This is a genomic window from Chloracidobacterium sp. (assembly GCA_016720705.1).
GTDB lineage: Bacteria > Acidobacteriota > Blastocatellia > Pyrinomonadales > Pyrinomonadaceae > OLB17.
Window position 1 is genome coordinate 526,462 of the sequence record JADKKB010000005.1, and the last position, 18,145, is coordinate 544,606.

14 protein-coding genes are annotated in these 18,145 nt (G+C 53.7%); 4 read left to right on the forward strand and 10 right to left on the reverse strand.

Going from position 1 to position 18,145, the window contains the following annotated elements; genetic code table 11:
- Positions 1-55: 55 nt before the first annotated feature.
- A complete protein-coding gene (locus IPQ00_05665) occupies positions 56-1,702 on the reverse strand; it encodes a PAS domain S-box protein (GenBank protein ID MBL0240050.1) in 1,647 nt (548 codons plus the stop codon).
- A 120-nt stretch (positions 1,703-1,822) separates the two neighbouring features.
- Here IPQ00_05665 and IPQ00_05670 point away from each other — a divergent pair, with 120 nt between their 5' ends.
- Positions 1,823-2,197 (forward strand): phosphomannose isomerase type II C-terminal cupin domain, encoded by a 375-nt coding sequence (locus IPQ00_05670; GenBank protein ID MBL0240051.1) that lies wholly within the window; start codon positions 1,823-1,825, stop codon positions 2,195-2,197.
- Here the strand turns inward: IPQ00_05670 and IPQ00_05675 are convergent.
- The 4 genes from IPQ00_05675 to IPQ00_05690 are packed head-to-tail and all read right to left on the reverse strand — an operon-like array spanning position 2,194 to position 5,732.
- A complete protein-coding gene (locus IPQ00_05675) occupies positions 2,194-2,760 on the reverse strand; it encodes an HAD family hydrolase (GenBank protein MBL0240052.1) in 567 nt (188 codons plus the stop codon). The genes IPQ00_05670 and IPQ00_05675 overlap by 4 nt on opposite strands.
- The gene (gene waaF / locus IPQ00_05680) at positions 2,726-3,799 is read right to left on the reverse strand and encodes a lipopolysaccharide heptosyltransferase II (protein ID MBL0240053.1); all 1,074 of its coding nucleotides are present in this window, start codon (positions 3,797-3,799) and stop codon (positions 2,726-2,728) included. Before waaF ends, IPQ00_05675 begins: the two co-directional genes overlap by 35 nt.
- A gap of 50 nt (positions 3,800-3,849) precedes the next feature.
- On the reverse strand, positions 3,850-4,710 hold the full coding sequence (locus tag IPQ00_05685; GenBank protein MBL0240054.1) for an NAD(P)-dependent oxidoreductase: 861 nt from the start codon (positions 4,708-4,710) through the stop codon (positions 3,850-3,852).
- Positions 4,707-5,732, reverse strand: a complete 1,026-nt coding sequence (locus IPQ00_05690; protein ID MBL0240055.1) for a potassium channel protein — start codon at positions 5,730-5,732, stop codon at positions 4,707-4,709. The genes IPQ00_05685 and IPQ00_05690 overlap by 4 nt, the downstream gene beginning before the upstream one ends.
- Positions 5,733-5,960: 228 nt before the next feature.
- On the opposite strand from IPQ00_05690, the gene IPQ00_05695 reads away from it, so the two are divergent.
- The 3 genes from IPQ00_05695 (at position 5,961) to IPQ00_05705 (ending at position 9,768) form a co-directional block, all read left to right on the forward strand.
- A complete protein-coding gene (locus IPQ00_05695; protein MBL0240056.1) occupies positions 5,961-8,669 on the forward strand; it encodes a PBP1A family penicillin-binding protein in 2,709 nt (902 codons plus the stop codon).
- A 215-nt stretch (positions 8,670-8,884) separates the two neighbouring features.
- On the forward strand, positions 8,885-9,172 hold the full coding sequence (locus IPQ00_05700; GenBank protein ID MBL0240057.1) for a hypothetical protein: 288 nt from the start codon (positions 8,885-8,887) through the stop codon (positions 9,170-9,172).
- Positions 9,173-9,282: 110 nt separating this feature from the next.
- On the forward strand, positions 9,283-9,768 hold the full coding sequence (locus tag IPQ00_05705; protein MBL0240058.1) for a hypothetical protein: 486 nt from the start codon (positions 9,283-9,285) through the stop codon (positions 9,766-9,768).
- Between the two features lie 137 nt (positions 9,769-9,905).
- Here IPQ00_05705 and IPQ00_05710 read toward each other — a convergent pair whose 3' ends face one another.
- From IPQ00_05710 to IPQ00_05730, 5 genes are all read right to left on the reverse strand, one after another.
- Complete coding sequence (locus IPQ00_05710) at positions 9,906-12,638, reverse strand: AMP-binding protein (GenBank protein ID MBL0240059.1); 2,733 nt, start codon at positions 12,636-12,638, stop codon at positions 9,906-9,908.
- Between the two features lie 128 nt (positions 12,639-12,766).
- Positions 12,767-13,441, reverse strand: a complete 675-nt coding sequence (locus IPQ00_05715; protein ID MBL0240060.1) for a DUF2490 domain-containing protein — start codon at positions 13,439-13,441, stop codon at positions 12,767-12,769.
- 64 nt (positions 13,442-13,505) lie between these two features.
- Entirely contained in the window at positions 13,506-14,492 is a 987-nt protein-coding gene (locus IPQ00_05720; protein ID MBL0240061.1) for a diacylglycerol kinase family lipid kinase, read from the reverse strand.
- Between the two features lie 94 nt (positions 14,493-14,586).
- Positions 14,587-16,053 carry an aminopeptidase P family protein gene (locus IPQ00_05725; protein MBL0240062.1) on the reverse strand — a complete coding sequence of 489 codons (1,467 nt, stop codon included), beginning with the start codon at positions 16,051-16,053 and terminating at the stop codon, positions 14,587-14,589.
- Complete coding sequence (locus IPQ00_05730) at positions 16,050-18,122, reverse strand: hypothetical protein (GenBank protein MBL0240063.1); 2,073 nt, start codon at positions 18,120-18,122, stop codon at positions 16,050-16,052. The genes IPQ00_05725 and IPQ00_05730 overlap by 4 nt, the downstream gene beginning before the upstream one ends.
- Positions 18,123-18,145: the final 23 nt, after the last annotated feature.

The window sequence follows — 18,145 nt, forward strand, 5'->3', positions numbered from 1 at the left end:
TCCAACTAGTATTTTCACAAATCCCGGTATCGCAATACAAGGAGAAAACCTTTTGTTATTTCGGATTTACGTTCAAAAATTTGTCCAGTAATAGTCCGTCACCCTCGACAGCGATGGTTTTGTCGATCATTTTTCGGGAGTTTTGCTCGCCGATCGAGAGGTCGATGGTGATCGTCGTACCTCTGCCTTCGATCGAGCGAACGTTTATTGCACCATTGTGATCGCGGACTATCTGATAGACGATCGAGAGCCCGAGGCCTGTTCCGCCCGATGTCGAGTTTGAAAATGGTTCAAAAAGCTGCTCGACCTGTTCAGGCGACATTCCTTTGCCGGTGTCCTCGAAGGTAATGCGAACACGGTTGTTCGGTACACGCTCGAGTCCGATCCGTAATCTGCCGCCATTTGGCATCGCCTGCATCGCGTTGCGTGAGAGATTCCAAAAGATCTGGCGTAGCTGGACCGGGTCGGCGGCGATGATGATCGACTCCGTTCCGGAATCATCTATCAACTCGTGATGAGTCTCGACATCCGGGCTATGCCGGAGCAGTTTCAGCATTTCACGCAATGCCTCGGTAATATCGGTAGGCACGAATTCTGCCGCCGGCGGCCTGGCATAGCTTAGAAAGTTAGTGATGATGCTATTGAGTCGATCGGATTCCTTAAGTATTATTTCCATCAACTCGGCATTCATCGTACCGCTTTCGGTGTTCGACTCGAGCACTTGTATGGCACCGCGCATTGCCCCGAGCGGGTTACCGATCTCGTGAGCCAATCCGGCGGCGACGCGGCCGACGGCGGCGAGGCGATCCTTACGCTTTACACTCTCTTCCATCGAGCGGATCTCGGTCAGATCTTGAAAGGTTATGATCAAACCCGTCGTCTCACTTGTCTCAGAAAACAGTTGGGTGATCCCGTAACCGATCTTTACGGCAAATCCGTCAGGAGTGATCAGGTCCGCCTCAAATCGGGGAAGATGTTCGCCATTTGCGCCGGCTTTCAGCGATAATTCTATCGCTTCAGATATATCTCCAAATACCGAATGGATCGATCGCTCACGAGCCTCGGTCGATGTGAGTCCGGTAATCTCGGTGGCAGCAGAGTTAAAGGTGATTATCTTGCCATCAAGATCGGTCGTGATCAGGCCGGAGCGTATTGACTCGATTATCCTTTCGTGCAAAACCCTCAAGCTTGCCAGGGATTTCTCAGTCGCTTCCAGTTGTTCGCCGGAGTTACGGCGTTCGCTAAGCCGCGATGCTAAAAGACCGACAACCAAAAACGCTACGATATGAAAGCTGACGATCTGGATGACCTTGCTGGTAGCCTGTATCGGGCTGGATGTTTCGATCACGAGATTGACCGTCATCGTGGCCAAAGCTACAAAAAAGAATACGCACGAAACCGCCAGAAATAATGTTTGGAGCGGCCTCAAAAAGAAACTTCCGACACTGATAAGGACGATATAGAGCGTGATATATGGAGATGTGAGGTCGCCGGTACGCCATACGAGCCAAGTTATCAGCAGCGCGTCCATCAGGAACTGCAGCCTTACCTGCCACGCGATCAGGCTGCTCAATCGAAGCAGGAAAAAATAGAGTATTGTCAGGCCGACCGAGATAACAAAGACTAAAAACAGACCCTGCGGAAAGTTGTCGAACGAGAGTTGGAGTCGGCCGCTGTGCCAGATCCAACTGGATATCAGCAATACAAAAATTACCAAAAGGCGCCCAATGATGAGTGTCTGTATTCGTTGGCTATAATTAGTATTGGCTGTCACTTGCTTTTCGGTTAAACTATCGATCTGCGGGCCAATGGCCGATGAATTATGGAAAACAAGAGCACTAGCCCATATACCCAATTGACCGACGTTAGGCCGTGGGGAAGTTATACGATCCTGGACGAGGCTCCAAACTTCAAAGCAAAACGGATCCAGGTTCTTCCCGGTAAAAGGCTAAGCTATCAAAGGCATTCCCGGCGGTCTGAGCATTGGTTCGTGACCTCGGGCACCGCTAAAGTAACATTAAACGGCGAGGAAATCATAGTCACCAGCGGCGAGGCGATCGACATTCCGCTTGGATCCGCTCATCGCGTCGAAAATCCACATCCCGAGGAAATGCTTGTTTTCATTGAGATCCAGACCGGCGATTACTTCGGCGAGGACGATATTGTGCGGCTCGAGGACGATTTCGGCCGCAGTTAGCCCCGGTTCTCCTGCGAAATTTGAGTGTCAGAGCCAATTATTGTCCTGACCGCGCAGAGCAGGTCATTCTCGATCAGATCAGCGTGTCCGAGTGCATCTTCTTGCTGTTCCTTGCCATACCCCGTTAAGACCAGAGCACTTCGAATCCCGGCATTTACACCGGTCAAAATATCGAGTGATTTGTCACCGATCATCCACGACCCTTCCATATCTATATTAAAGTCGGCTCGGGCGGCATCTATCATTCCAGTATTTGGCTTACGGCAAGAGCAACCGGCATCGGGCAGATGTGGGCAAAAATAAAATCCGTCGATGGCACCATCAAGGTCCACCTGGATACGATCGTGGATCGAGGACATCGCGGCGCGATCAAAATACGATCGGCCGATACCGGACTGATTGGTAACGACGATGACCAGATAGCCCCGATCTTTGAGCATCATCACGGCCTCGCGGGTGTACGAGTATAGACACAGGTCATCGACGTGCGAAAGGTGGTCTACCTCTTGGATGAGTGTGCCGTCGCGATCAACAAATATCGCCGGCCTGGATTGTTTGCTCATTTTCATCTGGCTGCAGTGCTACACTTACGCGCTCCGCCACGACCTCGACCGACACGTTTGTCATACATCTATGATCGATCGGGCAATCGCGGAACGTACAAGGCGAACATTCTACATCATATTTTACTATATCCGCATCGTTCGAGTACGGACGCGTCGTTGTCGGATTGGTCGGGCCGAATATGACAACGGTTCGTGTGCCGACCGCGGGTGCGATGTGAGCGAGGCCCATATCGTTAGAGACCAGAATATCGACTTCGGCGAGGATGGCGACAGCTTCGGCGATAGTTGTTTTGCCCGAGAGGTCAACGGTCTGAACGCCCGAAAGGTCTGCCACCTCCTTTGCCACAACGCTGTCTTCTGCCGATCCGACAAGGATGATCGACGCGTCCAACTCCTGCTTGAGTTTTGTCGCCAATTGAGCGTAGCGAGCGGCGGGCCAGCGTTTTGCACGCGAATTTGTCGAACCCACGCCGAGTGCGACGATCGGCCCTCGACTGTCGCTCGTAGCGTCGGCGATGATCTGTCGGGCCGCCTTTCGCCGCTCGGGCGAGACGTCAATGCTGATATTAGGTGCCAACTGGCCGACCGTGTTTCGCCCGATGACGCGTTTTTCTATCTCGCTGACAAGATTTAAGTAGTAGAAGACTTCGTGCCGCCTACTCTTCCATTCCGGCACGGCGATCGGGTCCGTCAACAGCAGTCCGCGGAGGTCCTTGTTATAGCCGATGCGGCGGGGAATCCGCGTGAGAAACGACGTCATTGCGGATTCAAATGAGTTTGGCAAAATGATCGCCAGATCGAACGCGTCTTTTTTGAGAAAGTTGGAATTGTCGAGCACATCGCGAAACCGCCATTTTGCCGGATCGTAGGTCACGATCTCATCCAAAAAATCAGCGTCACGAAACAGGCCGTCCGCCCACGTGCGGGTGTGCAGAGTGATCGAATCATCGGGAAATATACGGCGCAACTCGCGCAATGCCGGCACCGACATTACTGCATCACCGATCCAATTTGTTCCACGGACGAGAATCTTCACAGGGAAAAGTTAGCAAGGTTAACAGTCAGAAACAAGGAACGGCCGCCGCGTCACTCTGGATCTGATCCGCTGAATAGCGTCTTGAGCCCCTCGGCTATGCCGATCTGAGGTTCCCAGTCTAATTCCTGATCGATCCGCGAAAGGTCGGTAATATAATTGAATGGTTTCGGGTCCGGCAATGGATCACTATCGTCGATCACGGCCTGAAGCCCCGAAACCTCTTCCATTTTGGCTACGATCTCACGCAACGAAAGGGCGTTGCGTGAACCGCCGCCGACATTGTACGTTCCGTGCCTGATGATCGAATCTATAAACGAGCGGCACGCTCGGGCAAGATCGTTGACGTGCAAAATGTCCCTGACGGGCTTGCCTTTTCCGGGCAGGCGGATCCGCTCGCCGAAATTGATCGCATTGGCAAAGTGACCGATAATGTTCGGCGTGTTATCTGGCGACGGCGGAGCATACGGTGTCGACAATCGAAAGATACACGAGCGAAAACCCCTTTGATGCGAATAAAAATCGACGTAATGTTCCGCGATCAGTTTGGACCATTCGTGAGCGGATTGACCGGAGTACATCGTCTGACAGGTCTCGGGCACCGTTTGAAAATTACCCGAAAAACACCCGTACACGTCTTTGGTCGAGATGAATATAAATGCCGCATCCTTTCGGACGCGCTCCAGCAGATTTATCGTGCCCTGGACATTTGTTTGAAACGTATCGTGTGAGGCGGCAAATGACTTGTCGAGTCTGGCGGCCATATGGACCACAGCGTCGTACTCGCCAACCTCACTCAGTGTGTCGATATCGAGCAAGTCGCCGCCGGAACGCCGCGAGAGGTCGTCAGCGTTGAAAAATTTACGAACGTGAGTGCCGAGATAGCCGCTACCGCCGGTTACAAGTACTTTCATCTATTGTTCACATCTACCAACCGTTTTACAGATTCCGCTTTGCCGATCACGATCAGAAGGTCACCGTCATTGATCAGCGTGTCGCCGTTAGGGTGAAACGACAATTCGCCGTCCCTGTGCCTGATCGCGACAACGATCAGGCTCAGTTCGCTAATTAGATTGGTGTCCCGCAGCATTTTGCCGGCATAGATCGAGGCTCCGTCGATCGCGATCTCCTCGAAGACGAGATCGAGCGTTTCGGCTACGATCGAATCCATAAAATCGGCGATCGCAGGCTTTAGCAAAGCCCTGGCCATTGACTGGCTGCCGATGATCGTCGGAGCTACGACGCGGTTGGCTCCGGCCCGGATCAGCGTCGGTTCCGCCTGTTCCTCGACTGCACGGGCAACAATGTGCAGATCGGGATTAAGGCCGCGGGCCGTCAGCACGACATAGACATTGGCGGCGTCATCGGCCAAGCACGCCGCAAGTCCGCGGGCACGCTCAACGCCGGCGTCCAATAAATTTACTTCAGAAGTTGCGTCGCCGATCAAAAAGCGGGAGCGATCAGTCTCAATGTCATCAAATTTTCGCTCGTCGCTCTCTATTATAACGAACGGCAGATTCTGCCGCTGTAGGTTGCTAATGATCCGTCGCCCAACGCGTCCGGCACCGCAAACGATATAATGACCTTCTAATGTTTTCATTTCTTTGCGCTTTCGCCGCAGGCTATACGCCTCGATGATCTCCGACTGGATAACGGCCTGGGCCAGAGCCGTCAAGGCGTACAAAACGGTCCCGACGCCGAACAGCATAAGGACGATCGCGAAACCGCGGCCGTTAGGCGAGATCGGCACGACGTCACCAAACCCGACGGTCGTCACAGTTTGGGCCGATATGTAAAAACTATCGAGCCAACTAAATTCCTCGAAAGATCTAAAACCGATCGCCCCGGCGACGATCATACATATCATCGCAAACGCCGCAAACAGTAGCCTTCGCGCCGCAATGGTCTTAAATGCCGAAGGAATTGGGATCGTCATCCGTAATATAAAGGTCGACACGGCGCCTGCAAAACCGATATGATTATTAAAGGCAGTCGCCTAAGTCGATAATCTCACTTATTTCATCGTATATCCAACGCCCGGATGCAGGATAGTTCGCCGCAAAAAAGCACTCGATCGAAGAGGCCGCCGCCGTCTTGGGCACGTGCTCGCCGCAGGTCTGTTTACAAGGCGCCGCCGAAATCACGATTTAGGCGGATCCTCAGATTGTTTTTCAATGGGTGGACGCTCTCTATCACCCTGATCGTACTATTAGTGTCGTTCCTGACGCTGACATATTTCTGGTTCGAATTTTCTGACCGGATCGATCAAAAGCTCCTAAGCGGGGACGTTTTCACTCAGTCCGCCGGCATTTACTCAGCTCCAAAGACACTCAGGATCGATGAGGCGTCGTCAGCGGAATTCTTGATCAATTACCTCAAATCCGCGGGTTACATTGAGCGAAGTGACCGGGCCGACAAGGCTCGCAGCCGTTACTGGCTCGAAAACGACATACTCAATATCGAACCGGGCAACACAGGCACGATCGACGGGCAAAAGGTATTTCCGGCGTTGGCCGTAAAGTTTAAGAAAGACGGGAAGTCGGTCGCGTCGATCGTTGAAAAAGATAACGGTGCGGAGCTTAAGGAGTCGAGACTCGAGCCAAAATTACTAAGTTCGATCGCAGCTGAGGGCGATGGCCGCCGCAAGAGCGTTAGCTTCAATGACCTTCCGCCGCATCTGATCAAGGCGATCACGGTTACTGAGGACCGTTCGTTTTTTGAGCATTACGGAGTCAATCTGCGGGGCATCGCCCGGGCACTCTGGCGCCGTTACGACCCGGACGAAAACTCAAGGCTTAATAACCAAGGCGGATCGTCGATCACGCAGCAATTAGTTAAGAATATGCTGCTAACCAATGAGGTAACTCTCACGCGTAAGCTGACCGAGGCTTATATGTCGGTCATTCTCGAAACCCGTTTGTCGAAGCAGGAGATCTTTACACTTTACGCCAATCAGATCTATTTGGGTCAGCAGTCGGGTGTCTCGATCTACGGAGTCGGCGAGGCGGCGAATGCCTATTTCGGCAAGGATGTCACCCAGCTTTCGTTACCCGAAGCCGCTTTTATCGCGGGTATCATCCGCAGTCCAAACCGTTACAATCCGTATAAGAATCTAGCTAAGGTCACGGAACGCCGAAACCAGGTCCTCGAATCGATGTTGGAGGCGGGCGAGGTCTCGCAACAACAGTTTGCCGAATCGAAGCAAGCCGTCATCGAGCTCAGACAGATATCCAACACGAAAGATCTGCAAGGAATGCCGTATTTTTCGCAGTACGCCATCGAAGAATTGCCAAAGATCGTTAGCGATCCTGAAGCATTGCAGCATCTACGCGTTTACACCTCGATCGACCCTGATCTTCAGCGTGTTGCCTATGAAACGGTCAGCAAACGACTCGAAGCATTGGACAAGCGGTTCCCCAAAAAGCCAAAAGGCAGTCTAAATGCCGCTCTCGTTGCGATCCGGCCGAAAACAGGCGAGATCGTTGCGATGGTCGGAGGTCGCAATTACCTCGAAAATCAGTTTAACCGAGCCACCGATGCGATGCGTCAGCCCGGTTCGGTCTTTAAGCCATTTGTATATGCCGCCGCCATCAATTCGGCATACGACTCGGGCTCGAGGATCTTTACGGCCGCAAGTATCTTCAAGGACGAGAAAAAGACATTTACCTTCAATCAGGATACATACTCACCCGGAAATTACGGCGATGTCTTTTCGAACAAGGAGACAACGCTTCGCGACGCTCTCGTCAAGAGCAAGAACGTCATCACCGTCGATCTGGCAATGCAGTTGAATATCGGAAAAGTAATGAATTTTGCGGCAAAGGCGGGTTTCCCAAAGGTTGAAAAAGCCTATCCATCGATGGCTCTTGGCACTGCCGAGGCGACGCCGTTGCAGGTCGCGACCGCGTACACGATGTTTGCAAATCTGGGCGACAGGGTTTTGCCTATGCCGATCAAGCAGATAACCGCCGGCGATGGCCGAACTATTTCGTTGCAATCACCTGACAAAAAGACCGTTGTGCGGCCCGATGTTGCCTATGTGATGGACGACATAATGAAAGACGTCATAAATCGCGGTACCGCTGCCTCGGCCCAAGCTTGGGGTTTTCGCAATGTTGCCGGTAAAACGGCGTTTGCCGGCAAAACCGGCACATCACGCGACGGATGGTTTGCCGGATTTACGCCGGAGCTCGTCTGCGTCGTCTACGTTGGGTTTGATAACGGAGACGACCTAGGGATGAAGGGCTCAGATTCCGCAATGCCGATCTGGGCGGACTTTATGCAGCAATCTCTCAATATCCATCCCGAGTGGAATGGCGACTGGGCAATGCCCGGTGGTATCAAGCGGGCCGAGATCGATATACGCAACGGCACATTGATCCGCGAACTCGACGCCAATGATCCTGCCGTGGGAGGTAAAACGCCGACCCCGACACCCACACCCACACCAAAGCCGGCGGTGGACCCGAATGCCGAGATCTACGACGACCCATTGCCGCCGGAGCCGAAAGAGGTGTTCGTCACGGATGTTCCCGCAGAGTTTCGGCGAGTGGAACTATTTTTACTCGGTACCCTGCCAAATCGTAATATGGTGCAGACGGTGGATGAAAGTTTGCTGCCTGACTCCGAGCAACGCCCGACGCCGAGCCCAACACCGCTCTCTAGCACTTGGCAGGACGGAGCCGAGCCACCTACTGGTCCGGTCGAAAAGAATGAAAGCAAATCAGGATCACAGGGGCGGTCGAAAGGTACATTTACCGTATTGATCTGCCCGCTGACTGGTATGCGTGCAACCATCAATTGTCCGGTCAAAGAGACTCGCACATTTTCAGAAGAAACCCAGCCAAAAGAATTCTGTACATTTCACCGTTGATGACGCCAAATTCACGGTAAAGAAAAAAATAATAAATTAGTGCAAGAATGCCTCTCAAGGTCGTTCTAGATGGCGCAGTGTTGAAAAGAGTTGGCTTGGATCGTACAAATTTTGAACGGTCGAAGCGGAAAGACGGCTCGGATCATTCTGACTGTGTGGATGTCAGCTTGCGGGCGGCAAGAGCCCGTTTCCGAATTACTTTAGAGGTAAATACAATGAGAAGCACAATAATTTTAACGACGGCATTGGCCGTGAGCACCGCGATCCTGGGTGCCTGCAGTGGTACCGCGACCCCGACAACTCCGGTCAAACCGGAAACAAAACCGGTCGCAACCCCGATCGCTGTCCAACCGGCGTCGCCGGTGACTGCACCGCCGGTATCGCCGACAGTAGCGCCGCCGGTCAAGCCCAACGATGCAAAGGATACCAAGACTACCGACGTCAAACCCGGTGCCGAGGTGAAAGAGATCAAGCCGGCGGATTCGGCAACGCCGAAAAAGTAGTCTGAAACGGCTATATTTTCGCATTAAAAGGGCAGGCTCGACCTGCTCTTTTTTTGTGTTCGTAGCAGCGGAAACTGTGGTACTCTCGTGGACTAAAGGGGAACGCTCAAATGAATAAAAATATTGTCAATTTACTGCTGACCGCAACACTTGCCGTCGCTTCCGGTATTGCCTGCTCAAATCTCGGAAATTCAAATAAGAGCGGAGATAGACCGTCCAACGGCACTAAATCCTCGCCTGACACGCAAACGACTTCGTCGGGCAAACCTGCCAAACTCGATAGTTACGCGATCAAAGGCATCAAGTTTGCGTATTATAAGATCCCCTCAGGCCTCAAAAAAGAAGAGTTGATAGAGGTGGCGCAAAAAATTCATGATCAGGACTCCGACGCTCAACTTGTCCTGGTCGATGACGACACCGAACTCGCCGATTACATCAAGTACGCCAAGGCGATCAGCGGCATAGGCGAGATCGAAAAACCGATGCCCGTGGAGTGGGCGGACAAGCATATTATTGCCAACGTTCAGAAATATATGAGCGGTAAATTTGTTCTGTGTGAAGGATACGGCTCGTCGGAGATCGCGGACTTAAAGTAACGTCGAATAGTAACGTGATCGTCCGGGAGTTATCTGAAAGGTGAAAGTCAGAGTAACTTGACGACCACTTGACCGCGGATGACAACCTTTCGCTGTCGAGCCAAATTGCATGGATCGCTACCCGTCTTAGAAAACGATCATTTACGCATCTCGGCGATCATTTCGGCGATCGTCTGCTTGAGATGATCGGTAACGACAGCATACGCATCTTCGCCGGCCACGGCTTTCGCGGCGATCACTTCGCGGGCGATGATCGGCTTACCGACAGTTATCTTGACCTTTGCCGGACGGATCCGCCAGGAATTGCGAGGCCATACCTTGTACATCCCATCTATTGCTATCGGGATGATCGGCAGATCGAGTTCGGTCGATAGAATGGCGGCACCCTTCTTAAATCCGTGAAGTTGGCCATCGAAGGCTCGTTCGCCCTCGGGGTAGATATTTAGCACCTTACCGTGCTTGAGGCCGATCGCTCCGGCCTTCATCGCGCGCATAAGCTCGGTATCGGGATTGACCGGAACGACATTGAGCATCGTCGCGATATAGCGCATAAACGAGTTAGCAAAAAACTCGCTCGCCCCGACGTGAAAACTATTTCGGAACAATGAGTACGGATAATTTGAGCAGAGCACAAATGGATCCAAAAAGCTCTGATGATTGGGGCAGATGAGAAACGGACGGTCGAGTTTGCGGAGTTCGTCTACGCCCTTGACCTCGAGCAGCATAAATACTCTGCAGAAAAGGTTAAAGCACTTGTAAACGACAAACGCGAATGCCCCAAATATCGGCTGATCCTTGAGGACGACCTGCACCTCTGGGAGATCGTTGTCAGTATCATTTATGATCTTATTCCAGTTCAGATCGACCGAGACGGCCTCCATCTCGGCACCGCCGTGTTTGTTAACGAGATCAATGACCTGACGGACCGTCAAAGCCCCCGCGGCTTCGTCACCCTCAAATTCGGTATTAAATGCTTGCTCAAGGGCGGCAAATGCCTCGGCCCGGGCAAGGCTGTCAAGCCCCAGATCGATCTCGAGGTTCATCGACGGATGCACGACGTCGGCATCCTTTGAGTTTTGGCGAATGGCACTTACAACAGCCTGTGCGGTCGAAGTGTCGCAAAGTGCAGTATCCTCGGCCGAAAACTCCCACGCCTTTGCCTCCTTTGCATCGGCGGAGATCACGCCGGACTCGATCTCTTGCTTGAGCAAAAATCGTTTGATCTTGCGTGTAGCGGTTCGCGGTAGCGGTTCGACGCGGATCACGTAGTCGCGGACGCGCTGATATTCGGGCAGGTCGCGGCCAAGCGAATCAAGTTCGTGCCGGATCGCTTCTTTCGAATTGGCGATCTTTGCTTGTTTGAGATAATCAAAATCGGGTACGACCACGGCCGCAAGCTTTTCCGCACCGGCACGCGCCTCGCTCTCGTCGGCGACGCCGATCACGGCGAGTTCCGCGACGAGCGGACATTTCAGGTAGTGAACCTCGAGATCCTCGGGATGCACGTTTTTGCCTGACGACAGGACAATGACGTCTTTACCACGTCCGACGATGTAAAGGTGACCGTCTTTGTCGAGTTTCCCGAGGTCGCCGGAACGAAACCAGCCATCTTCGGTAAATGCTTCGGCGTTCGCCTGCGGATTCTTATAGTATCCGGCAAAGACCATCGCTCCGCGGATCAAAACCTCGCCGACGCCGGTCGTATCCGGTTCGGCGATCTTGATCTCGATACCGTGCATCGGTTTTCCGACCGAACCGACGCGATTGTCGTCCTCATACGTGGCCGTCGCGGCACCGGAGGTCTCGGTCAGGCCGTAACCCTGCAGGATCGTAAACCCGAGCTTGTGAAAGTCCTTGGCGACGGCCTCGTCAAAGCGTGAGCCGGCAGAGATCGCGATCCGCAGATCACCGCCGAAAGACTCGTGCACCGCACCGAAAAACTTTCGGCCCAGATTGATGTTAAACGTGTCTCTGAGCCTGCCATTGGCGGCGAGCATCGCCCTGAAAAGCGTCTGGACCGTCTTTGGCTTAGCAGCGACGGCATCAAAGATCTTTTTGTGAAACAGATACCAAAGCCGCGGCACGGTCGTCAGTATCGTGGGCCTAAATGTCTTCATCGCCTCACTAAGTGCGGCGGGCGTAAGTTCCTTGAGATAGCCTACTTCGCAGCCATAGGTCGTCGCGATCCACATATTTACGATCTGTAAATAAGCGTGAAACAACGGCAGCAATGAGAGGATCTTTTCCTTGTCCGAGAGTTGCAGGACGCGATTGACACCCTCGAGTTCGGCGATGATATTGTCGTGCGACAGCGGGACGCCCTTCGGAGTGCCGGTCGTGCCGCTGGTGTACATCAGCAATGCAGTGTCGGACCCTCTTGCCTTGGGTACCTCGGCTGCGTAACTCTCCGGATATTTGGTGGCAGTCCAGTCATCAAAGTGCTGAAATCCAGTCGCACTTTCCTTCATCTCCCACACTACGGTAGGGATCTGGCGTCCGAGCCTTTCGCCGATCTGCGTAAATCGCTCTATCTGGTCGGGCGAGATAAATGCAACCTTTGCCTCAGAATTTTCGAGAAAATTGGTGATCGTCTCGATCTCGCCGTGCGGATCCATCGGGACGATGACCGCGCCGTGATAGACCGAACCGAGATAGGCGACAGCCCATTTCGGGTGATTTTCGCCGATCAGGGCGACACGATCGCCGAATTGGACATTCTCTTGCCCGAGCCGATATGCGACGGAGCGCATCTGATCGAGCAGTTCACCGTAGGTGTAGGTTGCATCCTCGGAGCCGACGATGCGCATCGCGGTTTTTTCCGGACGTGCCTCAAATGACTCGATCAGGCGTTCGCAAAAGGATTTAGACATAATGAGCTTGCGTTTTCGAATATCTTAGTCTGCCATTAATTTGAGTGCAAGCCGTCCGCCGTCGATCCCGCAACGGGCCCGCGTTAACCATTGAATTGTACATTTCGGGCTTGGCCGGTCTTTATCCGTTAATATCTGAATTTAAGTGTCGTACCGATAATGTCGATCGTGCCCGGATTTGAGAAATTATCGCCTTGTCGTAGGTAATAGATATCGACTGACGAGTGTTTATTGAGCACCTTGTTAAATCCGACGGTGAATCTATTTTTAGAAAATCGTCGGGACACTGAATCGTATAACGGTTCTTCGGTGGCATATATCGTAAGTCCGGCAACAATACTTTTCGGCAACGCCTTTTCTATTGTGATCGACGGGCGAAACCGAAAAATATTAACGCCCGGCCTCACACGATATTCGATCATGCTGCGGTGCGACAGACCGAATCGCTTGACCGGAAACTTGTAGACACCTCGCAGCCAATAGCGATACTCGGTACGGAACTTGCCGGCGGAATTGCGATATCGAATGAAGGTGACGGCGGGCGTGACGGCCAGTCGCGATGTCGCCTTGTACGTTATCCCGACGCCAAAGCGGCCTTCATTCACGCGGGAAATATTTCGATCAAGGTGTAATGTGCCAGCCGTGTACAGAGCAAACCTTTTGTTGAGGCTCACGGTGAACTGTATGTCATCCCACGATTGGAGATCATCGGTGTCTGCCGGCGGAGCGGTCTGAGCAACCGTGACACTGCGAAACAGTATGAGCACCGCTGCCAAGCCGATCGTAAGTAAAGATTGTTTCATATTCCGTGCATTCCAAATGTGAAACGCTCACAAATAGCGGGCTGCACTTTCAATAGCAGCGAGACTATTTATGTCCGCGTGGTACGCGGACGCGGATAGCGTTCGGGACGACCTCATAGACAGCAGGCAATTTGCCGGGAAGTTCGCCGTCGGTTTCGAGCCTGATCTCAGTATTATCATCAGCGGAGCGAACCGTGACCTTACGGGCGAGCGTGTCGTGGACCTCGCTCAGATCGAGATGTGTGCCGCGGTAGAGCGTGTAGGCGTTGATGAGTATCTTGGCGGTACTGATATCGCCGATATTTATCACATCCAGAAATCCGTCATTGATCTTGGCCTCCGGAGCGATCATCATCCCGCCGCCGAAGTAGCGCGAGTTGGCGATGCAGAAGTTGATCGTCTGTAGGCTGCGTTCCTCGCCGCCGTCCAGGCTTACGCGGATCGTCAGCGGATCGAGATTCATTACTTCCTGCAGTGTCGATGCCGCAAAATTTGCCTGCCCTCGCAGAGCCTCGATCGGCAGCCAATCAAAGACCTTTGCCGATTTGACCCGCTGGATGATCGATGCCGCCAGCCCGATCGACGAAACATTGAGGAAAAATCGGCTGATGGTCTTGCCATCGAAATCCGAAAACGTGACCTTTCCGGCGTCGATCCATTTTGTGTCGCCGGTACGCAGGGCGGCGGCGGCCTCACGATTTGAGTTGGGCAACCCGAGCGTTCGGCGAAAGTCACCGCCCGTGCCTGAGGGCATTACGCCGAGTTCGACGTCTTTGCCGGAGCGGAGGATGCCGTTGGCAACCTCATTGATGGTTCCGTCGCCGCCGCAGGCTATGATAAACGGGCGCCCGGCGATCGCCCCGCGTTCGGCAATGTCGATCGCATCGCGCTGGCATTTGGTAAAAGCAACGCTAAACGGCCCGAAATGCGCACGAATGTCCGCTGCGGTGCCCGACCAGTTTTGCTGCGTCGAACCGGCGGCGGATCTGGGGTTGACGATCACGAGTGGAAGGGAAGCGTCGCCACTGGGTCTTAAGGTTTTTTTTGCCACGGCTTTAATTGAGCCTCTATTTTGATATTCTGCCGGTAAAAAAGAAAGCGCCACGGGCCGCTTTCTCTTAATTGACGACATTTTATCCGGTCTCTTAACGCACCGTCGGCTTTGATGCCATAAAGGCCTCGATATCGGTGATCGTGCGCGGCAGTTCCTTGGTCATCCATTGGACGCCTGTCGGAGTGACCAGCATATCGTCCTCGATGCGGACGCCGATATTCTTGTATTTGTTGAACGCAGGCCGTACTTTCGCCAGAAACTCCCGATTTGCGGGTGTATCGGGCAGGTAATCGAGTGCGTCCGCACGAATGTAAATGCCCGGTTCATTCGTAAATACCATTCCGGCCTTTAGCGGAACACCGTTGCGGCCGACATCGTGGACGTTCATCCCGAGCCAATGGCCGAGGCCGTGCATATACCACATCGAGTATTGCGACGAGTCTTTGTCCGTGATCAGCCCGAGTTTGAAAAGCCCGTCGATGATCACTCGGTCGGCGATATCCGAAAGGGAACTCATCGTCACGCCGGGCTTGATCGCCGCGGCGACCGCCTCTTGAGCGTCGAAAACGATCTGATATATCTCGGCCTGCTCCTTTGTAAATTTGCCGTTTACAGGAAAGGTGCGCGTAACGTCGGCCGTGTAATGATCATATTCGGCACCGACGTCCATCAGTAGCAGCGACCCTTTGGTCACTGGGCCCTGTGACTCCTCATAATGGAGCGTCGTCGCATTTGGCCCGCAACCGACGATCGACGGATATCCCCAATAGTCTGCATTGCGTCGGCGAAACGTATATTCGACCTCAGCCTGAACCTCATATTCCATCGAAGCATCGCCCGCAGTCGCCCACGAACGCATATGTGCCTCGGTCGTTATATCGATCGCGTGCTGCAGCAGTTTGATCTCATACGGCGATTTTATTTGGCGAAGTTCAGCGAATATCGGTTGCGAATTTTCAACCTTGTACGCCGCAAGTGATCGCGAAAACTCATTTTCCTGGCGAAACTCGCGTTTGCCGTCACTGTCATAGTCGCCGTCCGGCAACAGAAGGTAAACGGTCGCGATCGTTTTGTCCGAATGTTCCTTGAGGCTCTGAAGGTAAGCCGAACGCTGACCGGCATCGACGATGTTGCGAATACCGGACAAACGCACAGCGTCGTCGTTCGAATACATCTTGCCGTTCCAGGTCTCAAACTGCGGATTCCGCTTTGGTAAATACACCGTCTCGGTGACCTTGCCGCCCGACTTTCGGATCACCAGCATTACATTGCCCTGTTTTAGTGCTGTGAGGTAATAGAGGTTGTTCTCTTGCCGCAAGACGTAATCGACGTCGTTGGTATATATTCGCGGTTCGGCACTGAACATCACCATAACACTGTTGTCCGTCATCTTTGCTGCGACCGCAGCTCGCCGTTTGGCGAGTTCGGTGTGGCGTTCGGCGTCCGTAAACGTCGGTGCCGGCGGTGCCGTTTTGATGATTCCGGTGTCGAACGCCCGTATCTCGGCAGCGTTGACCGCGAATATCGCAATTGCGATGAATATTACGAACCTTCTCATTTTTTTACCTCGATCGAAATGTCGCGTCGTGACGTGTTGCCAAAATAGTCTGATGCAAATACGCGTAATAAGTATGTTCCGTTCTCAAATGCTGCGGCGTCCAAAAACGACTCGCGGTAGCTCTCGCCGTCCACGATATTGGTGGCGATATAGCTGAATATCGTCTCGCCGGTCGCTCCGGAATGACTGCCGTCGGCGTAAACGTATCGCAGCGATTCGCTCGTCGGCAGACGATCAAATTTGATCTCGCCCAATGGAGCGGTCGAAACCGTCGAGTCACCCGCCCAGATCTCATATCCGGCACGATAGACGCCCAAACGGCGGCGGTCGGCATTACCGTCCACCTGATCATATGCCCTGATCACGATCCGCATCTTGCCGGTCACCGTAATACGCGATCTTTCGGTAACGGTTTCGACTAAATTCCAGTCTTGGTCGTAGATGGTCACTTTTTCGATGACCGGCGGCCGTGAATCCGTAATGCCCGGCAACTTGAGAGCGTCGAGGGCGTTCATTTCTGAACCGCTCCGTCCGGCGATCAAATGGACGTGATTCATAGGGTTAAGCGTGCCGATCGGCTCGCCGGCCTTAAACTTTGAGCCTCGCGGGACGCGAACGCCGACCGTCTTGCCGGTAGAGTCGCGTCGAAACTGAAACCGCTCATCGCCGAACGGTTCGCCCGAAGCGTTGCGGCCCAGACGAATGTGAATATAGCCAAGCGTCGGCATACGGATCAACTCACGCAGGGTGCCAAAGTTTTCGGCGGCCGTTGTTCGCAAGACTTTTTCATCACGGACGAATCGTGCCGTCTCGCCGTAGTTGCCGGCAATATCGAGGCCGTTGTGATACCAGACGTCTTTTGCCTCGGGCGTCATAAGGCCGCGGATCTCACCGAGTGTGCCGGCGATGTCGCGTTTTGCCGATGGTGGATCGTAGGGCCAGCGTGCCGGTTGTTCCTCGCGAAAAACCTCCGGCTTGTCACGCAGGCCGTCGATCTCGGCTTTGGAGATGACGTGTGACGACTTTTCGGTTGAGAAACGGCGTACGACGCGGTTTTCGCTGTCGGCAACGACGAGATCGCCGTTTGACGCAAACCCGAGCCCCGACGGACGGTTAAATCGTGCTTTCACAGCATTACCGTCCTTGAGGCCACGACCATCGGCGGAGATCGTCGTGACCAATGGCATTACCGACCCGCCAATGCGGCGGATGGCGTTGCCGTCGACGATGTAGATGATGCCGCCGCTATCTACGGCAACTGCCGTCGGTTGGACAAATGACGCTTGCGATAGCAAGCCATCGCTTAGATCGCCCTGACCGTTTCCGGCAAGTGTCCACGTGCGTCCGTCGGTTTCGACAACGCGGATCCGCCGATTGCCGCTGTCGGCGACGATCAGGCGTTCGCCCCAGAGAGCGATCGAGGTCGGAGTATCAAATCTCGATTCGAGCCCGACTCCGTCAGCAAAGCCCGTGTCACCGCCCGCTATCGTTCTGACCGAGCCCTTTTCGATAACGCGTATCCGGTCATTGTATGTATCGGCGACAAATATTCGCCCGTCCGCGTGTACTGCCACACCGACCGGAGCGTTGAATGTGGCGGCAGCGGCACTGCCGTCAGAATTGCCGGAACGGCCCTGTGAACCGGCAATGACCGACACTTTGCCGTCGCTGTCGATCGACTTGATCGAGTGCGAACCCGTGTCCGCGACTATCAACTCGCCGTCCGGCCCGAATGCGATCGCCGACGGCGTGTCCAAACCCTCGGCAAAAATGCCGGTGACACCATCTCCGGTGACGCGGAGGATCTTTCCGCTTTGGCCATCCGAAAAATAGAGTATTCCGCCCCGTTCCGCGATGCCGAAAGGTTCGCCGATGTCTCCGCCCGAACCTGCGATAGTGCCGACATAGGCGAGCGGTCGTTGGGCCGTATCGGCGAGGCCGCAACCTCCCATAAATACCAAGACGGCTACCGCGATCGCGACGCAGATCACGCGCATTTTTGCGAGCGAGACACTACCCGAAACCGGGCCGAAGGGTTGCGTAAATTTCTTTGCTAAGCTTATCTGCACTCTGATACTATAACGACACCCAG